At 56.9% G+C, this 7288-nt stretch carries 5 protein-coding genes; 4 read left to right on the top strand and 1 reads right to left on the bottom strand.

Going from position 1 to position 7288, the window contains the following annotated elements:
- Positions 1-30: 30 nt before the first annotated feature.
- The 4 genes from AC3Y2E_RS17275 (at position 31) to AC3Y2E_RS17290 (ending at position 6058) form a co-directional block, all read left to right on the top strand.
- Positions 31-1995 carry a right-handed parallel beta-helix repeat-containing protein gene (locus AC3Y2E_RS17275; protein WP_379212472.1) on the top strand — a complete coding sequence of 655 codons (1965 nt, stop codon included), beginning with the start codon at positions 31-33 and terminating at the stop codon, positions 1993-1995.
- A 492-nt stretch (positions 1996-2487) separates the two neighbouring features.
- Positions 2488-3879 (top strand): FAD-dependent oxidoreductase, encoded by a 1392-nt coding sequence (locus tag AC3Y2E_RS17280; protein WP_379212474.1) that lies wholly within the window; start codon positions 2488-2490, stop codon positions 3877-3879.
- Positions 3880-4000: 121 nt separating this feature from the next.
- Positions 4001-5422 (top strand): MBL fold metallo-hydrolase, encoded by a 1422-nt coding sequence (locus AC3Y2E_RS17285; RefSeq protein ID WP_379212476.1) that lies wholly within the window; start codon positions 4001-4003, stop codon positions 5420-5422.
- Between the two features lie 54 nt (positions 5423-5476).
- Positions 5477-6058 carry a histidine phosphatase family protein gene (locus AC3Y2E_RS17290; protein ID WP_379212478.1) on the top strand — a complete coding sequence of 194 codons (582 nt, stop codon included), beginning with the start codon at positions 5477-5479 and terminating at the stop codon, positions 6056-6058.
- A 378-nt stretch (positions 6059-6436) separates the two neighbouring features.
- Here AC3Y2E_RS17290 and AC3Y2E_RS17295 read toward each other — a convergent pair.
- Positions 6437-7288: AraC family transcriptional regulator (locus AC3Y2E_RS17295; protein WP_379212480.1), on the bottom strand; the 852-nt coding region annotated here is incomplete at its 5' end.

Here is a 7288-nt window from a genome sequence, read left to right on the forward strand (position 1 = left end):
GATGTTGCCCCATAACAGGAGGTCGTGCACATGTCCGAAAGGAAAACGGCAATCAGCCGGCGCAAGCTGCTATCCGGGATGGCGATGGCGGTGGCTGGAGCCGCCTCGGCCGCAAGCTTCGGTTATTCCGCAGCAGCTATGCCCGGCTCCGTAACGGAGTCCGTCTATGGCGGAAGGGCGGAGGACTGCTGCGAACAGCTCGCCGCCGATCTGGCCGATGGGGCGGACCCGGCCAAGGGAGCGGAGCTTATCGGCTACGGCGGAGGAACGGTGGCCGGGGTGCTGGGAACGCTGATCTACACAGGCGGCAAAAATTATGCAGACGTGCAGACGGCGCTCGACGGCGCGCAAGGAAGGACGATTCGCTTCTCGCCGGGTACTTACGATTTTACGGGCGGCACGCCGATCGTTCGATCCGGCACCCGTCTGGCGGCGGAGGGCGACGTGATCATCCTGCAGCCGAATCCGGGCGCTTATGCGGGCTTCGCCATCGAGCCCGGGAGCCGGGACATTGCGATCGACGGCTTCGACATACGCGGTCCGTGGTACGGCACGGGCGTGCCCGACTGGGTGAACGGAGACCAGGATGCAGCGATCTGGAACGCCCAATACGCTGAAAATATCGGCATCGATATACGGGGCCGGTGGTATCAGCGGGGAGTTCTCGGCTACAACGCCGCTCAAATGCAAGCGCTTACCGACGTAGGGGAACGAATCGTCGTCGAGAATTGCCGGATCGAGGGCTTCGGCCAGTCGGGCATCCTAGCCGACAACGTCACCTCTTTCCGCGCGATTAACAACAAGATCAGCAGATGCGGCCGGGACGGCATCCGCTTGTACGGCATCGTCGATGGCACATGCGTCGGCAATACGATACAGCAGCTGTCCCCCGGCTTTGCAGGTGCAAAGCCGAACTACAACGTGTACGGCATCGCCGTCACGCGGCTTCATGGCAGCACGAGCGTGCCTGATCCGAATCTGACGATCGGCCGGCCGTCGGATAACGTAGATATCGCCTTCAACCATGTCAAGGGGGCAACGACATGGAAGTCGCTGGATACCCACGGGGGGCGCAATATCCGGTTCATCGGCAACGTGACGCGGGGATCGTATATCGCCATCGGCATCGACGAGGGCGGCTCCAACGATACGAACGGCAAGGCTCCGCCGCGTAATATCGTATGCGTCGGCAACGAGCTGATCCTGGAGCCGTCGGACCCTTACCGGAGAGCGGCCATTACCGCCTTCAGCCCGGGCGGAACGGACGATCTGATCGGGCGCAGCCTGATTGTCGCGGACAACTATATCCAAGGCTACGGCTACCATCCGAACGACGGTGCGGTCAGCATCTCCTTCTTCGAAAATGTGACCGTCAGCGGCAATGTGTTTCGCAATTCACTGCGATCCGCGCTTACACTGCGGAATACGGTCAAAGATTTTTCGTTCACAGGCAATGTCGTAGACAACGTTCAGGTGAGCGACTACAATGTCGCTTTCGGAGTGCTCGTGGCTTCAGCCAATGTAAGCGGTGTCATAAACGGCAATACGTTTCGCAATCGCGATCAACCGTTTATGACCGCCGGCGTATCGCTTCCGGCTCCGGCGTCCGGCTACGGAGTCAAGGTCGGGAAGGACAACGCCTTCTACGGAGCGATGAACGCCAAGGTGAACACAGCGGCCAACGAAGCAGGAGGGTCGTGGTTTCTGACGCCAGTCGCCTATGGGCATATCCGCTTGAACGGCACCGATGCGATCCTGAAGGCGGGAAAGGGGATTGCTTCCGTAACGAGAGCCGGTACCGGCTTGGTCGATATCGTCCTTGGCGAATCGTTGAGCTCGGCGGACAGCATCGTCCCGCAAATTACGGCAAGAGGCGGCGCGGCACTGGTCTATTCGGTCGTATCGTCCGCCGCGAACGGTTTTCGGGTGCAGATTGCCAATCCGGGCGATACTCCGGTTGATAGCGACTTTTATGTTACGGTGCTTGGCTATTAAGGTTTTGGAAAGCCGTTCGCACCGGCGGGTATCGTCAGCTATTCCAAAGTAAGCTTGCTCCTTAGAGGCTGTCGATTCCATGTGGACAACCAAGTGGAAAGGGAAAAGATGACCTTCTGGCGAGTTTTGTCTGGAATCCCCTACCTTACAATCCTTATTCAATCAAGGGATTCCGGACAACCTGTCTGAGCAGAAGAAGGTAACTTTTCACTTGGAACGGCCTACTAACACTTCTACACAATGAATCGTCAGTCTCTCGTTAAGCCCTGCTTGGACGGATCATTCTGGGGAATGAATCCGCCCGACAGGGCTTTTCATGTTGTCGCTAGTTGTAAACTGCTACAGTGCCTCGTGGTGAAACAAAATATATGCGCAAATGAAATAATCTTGCATGTTCGGGCGATGATCGCCTCTATATAATGAAATGAAGTTATGGATCAGCGATATTCCCTTTCAAAGAACCGACATGATGAGAAGAAAGAAGGGACCCGTATGCAGGATAATGTCAAACGAGAACAAATAAAAACGCAGGTGCTCGTCCTGGGCGGCGGCGCCGGGGGGATTGGAGCGGCGATCGCGGCGGCGCGTGAAGGCGCGGAAACCATTCTGGTAGACCGGCAAGGCTTTTTAGGCGGAAATATGACGATCGGCTTGCCTTTATTGGCTTTTTTGGACGCTGGGGGACGGCAGGTGACCGGCGGGCTGCCCCAGGAGATCGTGGACCGTCTGATCGAACTGGACGGTTCGTTCGGCCACCGGGCATGTCCCTTGCACAATTCGACGACGGTGATTGACCCGAATCTAATGAAAATCGTGCTTTTCGAAAAAGTAAAAAAATACGGGGTGCGTCCGCTGCTCCATTGCGAAATTATCGGGACCACCGTCAAGAACGGCGAGCTACAATCGGTTATTGTGAAGGGCAAAGGCAAAGAAATCGAACTGTTTGCCGACGTATTTGTCGATGCGACGGGGGACGGCGACGTTGCGTTTATGGCGGGAGCCGAATTTGAAAAGGGGCAGTATGCGAACGGCGAGACGCAACCCCCCACCTTAATGTTTACGGTCGGAGGCTTCGAGCTGGAGCGGTTTATGAATTTTCTGGAGGAACACCCGGAAGAGCTCAAGCACGGTTCCTCGATGAAAATACGTCCCGGATATACGGCGGAATTTCTGCGGGCCAGCGAAAATCATGTATTCGTCGGATTAAAAAATACGATATCCCGGCTGAGACAAGAAGGGAAATGCCCGATTGATCGGGATACGATTATTTATATCAACTTGCCGCGGGAGGGGCATATCGCTTTAAACTGCATTCGCATCCTGAACTTTGACGGCACCCGGATCGAGGAGCTGAGCCGGGGCGAGGTCGAGTCGCATTTGCAGATCCTCCCCCTCATCCGGATGCTGAAGGAGCATATCCCCGGCTTTGAACATATTTATTTGTCCTCCATCGCGCCGTTTCTGGGCATCCGCGAAACCCGCCGGATCAAAGGTATGCAGATGATACGCGAAGACGCGGCGGTGCAAGGAATCATTCCCGAAGACACGATCGCTTTAGGATCGTATATTATCGATATTCACAGCGGCTCGGGGGATTCGACACTGATCCGTTCGCTTGCCGGCCCTTATGGCATCACCTACGGGGCGACGATTTCCAAAGACATCAAGCGGCTCATGTTAAGCGGCAGGTGCATCAGCGTGGACCCGGTTGTATTCGGTTCCTCCCGTGTGATGCCTACTTGTATGGCCGTAGGCGAAGGGGTGGGCATCGGGGCCGCGATAGCGGCGAAGCAAAATATCACGCCCGAAGAGGTGGATGTGCAAACGATCCGGCAAAAGCTGCGGGAGCACGGGGCGATCCTATCTTTGGACGGGCACGGGTAACCACTGCTCCGGCCAGGCTTCCTTTGCATGCGGAAATGGTTTGAAAGAGGAGAGGAAGCATGTGCGATGAAGCGGTTCCGGATGGCGGGAGCAGACTGAAGGAGCGGAGGAGGAGAACGTTATGCCCGAAGGGCAATTGACTTTTTTCGGCGGGGTAGGGAAGTCGGGAGGCGTACAGGTTGTTTACGGCAAAGGTGATCAGGGGCTTTTGTTCGATTTTGGCGTAGAGCATAGCAGTCTGCTGTTCCCCAAGCAGCTGACGCTGTACGAGCCGGTAGGAGCGACGCCCGGCCGGGAGCTGCGGCAATATATGCTGGGCGGGATGACCGCGCCGCTGGTTCAGCTGTACGATCCGGAGCAGCTGGGCGGGTTGGATATGCGGAAGGTGCGCCAGGTATGGGGCGAACGGCAGTTTCCTTCGTACGGGCAGATCAGCGTGTTTATCGGGCACATGCATACGGACCATATGGCGGTTCTTCCTTATGCGAAGCCGGGCCTTCCCGTCTACATGAACCGCGACGCCTATGCCTTGTATCGGGGCATGGTGGCGGGAGGGCACTCTCCGGATACTGCGGCGCAGATTCAGGCATGCGAGGATCTAAGCGTCGTCGATTTCGGCGAATTTACGATGCAGATTATTGAGATGGACCATAATGCGACGGGATCAGCGGGAATCCTCATCGATGACGGCGTCCGCAAAATCGCTTATACAGGAGACTGGCGGCGGCACGGCAAACATCCGGAGCGGATCGACCGGTTCATCCGGCTATGCCGGGAGAAACGGGTCGACCTGCTGATTACGGAAGGCACGCGTCTGGCGGCCGACCCGTCCGCCGAGGTTACGCGTCAGATGACGGAAGACGAACTGTTGGCCCGATACTCCGATATTGTGGACGAAGCGGAAGGACTCGTGTATGTGCAAATGTCGCCCCGCGATCTGGAACGAATGGCTAACCTGATAGCCATTGCCAACAAGAACGGGCGGGAGATCGTGATGGAGGCGTCCCATGCCCTGATCTGGCATGCCGCCAATCGTGAGGGGCTGCGCATTCTGGAGGGGCATCCGGCTCTCGGCGCGGATATCCGGGTGATCGACGCAACTGTGACGAACCCGATGACGACGATGCCTTACAGGACGATTTCGCTGGAGGAACTGGCCGGGCGTAAACAGCAATACGTATACTTTTTCAAATTCCCCGACCTTGCCCATCTGATCGAGCTGGAAACGCTTGGCGATCTGCAGGGGCGATCGCATTTCATCCAGTCCGATTACAGCGTAAAGCTGGAGCATCCCGATGTGGCCAAATATTTGAAAACGTTCGGCATTACAGGCCATTCGTTGTGCAACGGAGGGCATGCGCATCCTGATGCGATCGCCGATCTGATCGAGGGGATTGCGCCCAAGGCGGTCATAACGCTGCACAGCCGTCATCCAGGATCGCAACGTACGAGAGGCATTTATGCTTATCATCCGGAAAAAGGCGAGACGGCGACAGTTTCGTCTATCCTGGCTTCGGCCAGCCAGGTCGGAAACCGAGCCTGAAGCCGGCTTGGAGCAAAAGCGGCATATTACGAATGAGGAGGGAGCAGAACCAGCATGGCTGTAATCACTTTCGTCAGACACGGCGTGACCGATCACAATCTGGAGAAGCGAGCGCAAGGACATACGCCGAACCCGCTAAATGCGGAAGGAAGGGCGCAAGCGCAGCTCGTGGCCGGGCGTCTCGCCGAGGAGCAGTGGGACGTCTTTATCTCCAGCGATCTGAGAAGAGCCCGGGAAACAGCGGAGCTTATAGCTGCGGCGATCGGCAAGCCGGTGGATTGCTTCGACCGGCGGCTGCGCGAGATGGACAGAGGGAAAATCGCCGACACGACGGAGGAAGAACGGGTGGCGCGATGGGGGGCTGCCTGGAAGGAGCTGGATATGGGCCAGGAAACCCATGAGTCCATGCGTGCGCGCGGGATCGGCTTTATCGAGGATATCGCCTCTCGTTATGCAGGCCAAAACGTGCTCGTCGTCACTCACGGGTATTTCCTGGGGCAGACGTTAAAGGAATTGATGAAGGACGAATCGACAGGCGACGACTTGCGCAATACTTCCGTTACGAAGGTCGTTTGTAACGACGGGAAGTGGGCGTATAAGCTTTATGATTGCGTCAGGCATTTGCCGCAGCCATGACGACGGAGCACAGAGCGGAACATTCCGGCTTCGGCGGACGGGAGCGGCGGAACGGGGGAACAGCAGAACGGCAGAACGGCAGAACGAGCAAAGAACCGGTCCTCATGCAGACTGACATGGGGCCGGTCTTTTTGATTAGAATGCTCAAATTCTCACCGTGCTAAAGCAGATAAGGGCTCATCCGCCTTTTCAGGTGAGCAGGTGTCGCAAGTTGTTCATGCTCGTAGCGGTTTGGACCTTCCGCCCTGCTTCAAGCGGGGGAGGAAATGCGAATAAGAGCGATTCGTACCCGTTATTTTTGCCAAAACCCGCTTGGACGGGTGGAAAAGACTTCGTTTGGAAGCTTTTCCTACGGAGACGGGGGTGCACACACGCCGTCTATACCCGGTTCATCTCGCGATATTTGGAAGGCCGCATCCCCATACTTTTGGCAAATACAAGGCTTAAATAAAAACCGTTCTCGTAGCCGCACCGGCCGGCAATCTGATCCAGCGTCAAGTCGGTATCGAGCAGCAGTTCCGCCGCTTTGCGGATGCGCAACGTCCGCACGAAATCCGATGGCGTCATGCGGAACGCTTTCCGGAACCGGCGTGTAAACTGGACGGGGCTTAGTCCGAGCTGGCTGGAAAGGTCGTTCATGCCGAACGGGGCATGGGCGTGACGATGGAGCCATTCCGTCGCCCGGTTCATCAGCTCGTCTTCCGATACGGGAGGAGGCTCCAGCTGATCTTCGAGATGCCTGTCTTCCTCCCAATCCTCGCATGCAAGCTGCCAAATATCGTTAAGTACCGTCTGTTTGCGGTGGAAGCTGCGGGCATCGCCTGCGAGATGAAGCTTGCGCAAGTAGGCGAAGTCCGAAAAAAGCCGTTTGTCGTCCGCCGGGTGCGATTTGACGGATGGCAGCATCGGCCTCGCTTCGGCTGGTCCGCTTCCGGCGAATCGGAAGCCGATATAGTGGAGTCTTAGAGGCGACACCATTTCGCGATGAAACGTGCTGCCCGGCGGGCAAAAAATCAGCTCACCCGCGCCGGCTTCCCCGCTTTCCGCATCGATCCGATACCGGAACTTCCCTGTCTCGACGGCAAAGAGCACCCATACCGGATACGTATCCGCCTGCATTTCAAATTGTTCCTTGCGCTCGAAATAAAACTGATAATCCAGCATCAGCTGCCGGTCCCATAAAGGTTGCGCGTCCATGGCAGAGCACCAGCCCCTTTGTTGAAATAAATT

The sequence above is a fragment of the Paenibacillus sp. MAH-35 genome (genome assembly GCF_058135425.1).

Coding starts and splice junctions, on each gene's coding strand:
- AC3Y2E_RS17275 (WP_379212472.1), top strand. CDS start 31: ATGTCCGAAAGGAAAACGGCAATCAGCCGGCGCAAGCTGCTATCCGGG.
- AC3Y2E_RS17280 (WP_379212474.1), top strand. CDS start 2,488: ATGCAGGATAATGTCAAACGAGAACAAATAAAAACGCAGGTGCTCGTC.
- AC3Y2E_RS17285 (WP_379212476.1), top strand. CDS start 4,001: ATGCCCGAAGGGCAATTGACTTTTTTCGGCGGGGTAGGGAAGTCGGGA.
- AC3Y2E_RS17290 (WP_379212478.1), top strand. CDS start 5,477: ATGGCTGTAATCACTTTCGTCAGACACGGCGTGACCGATCACAATCTG.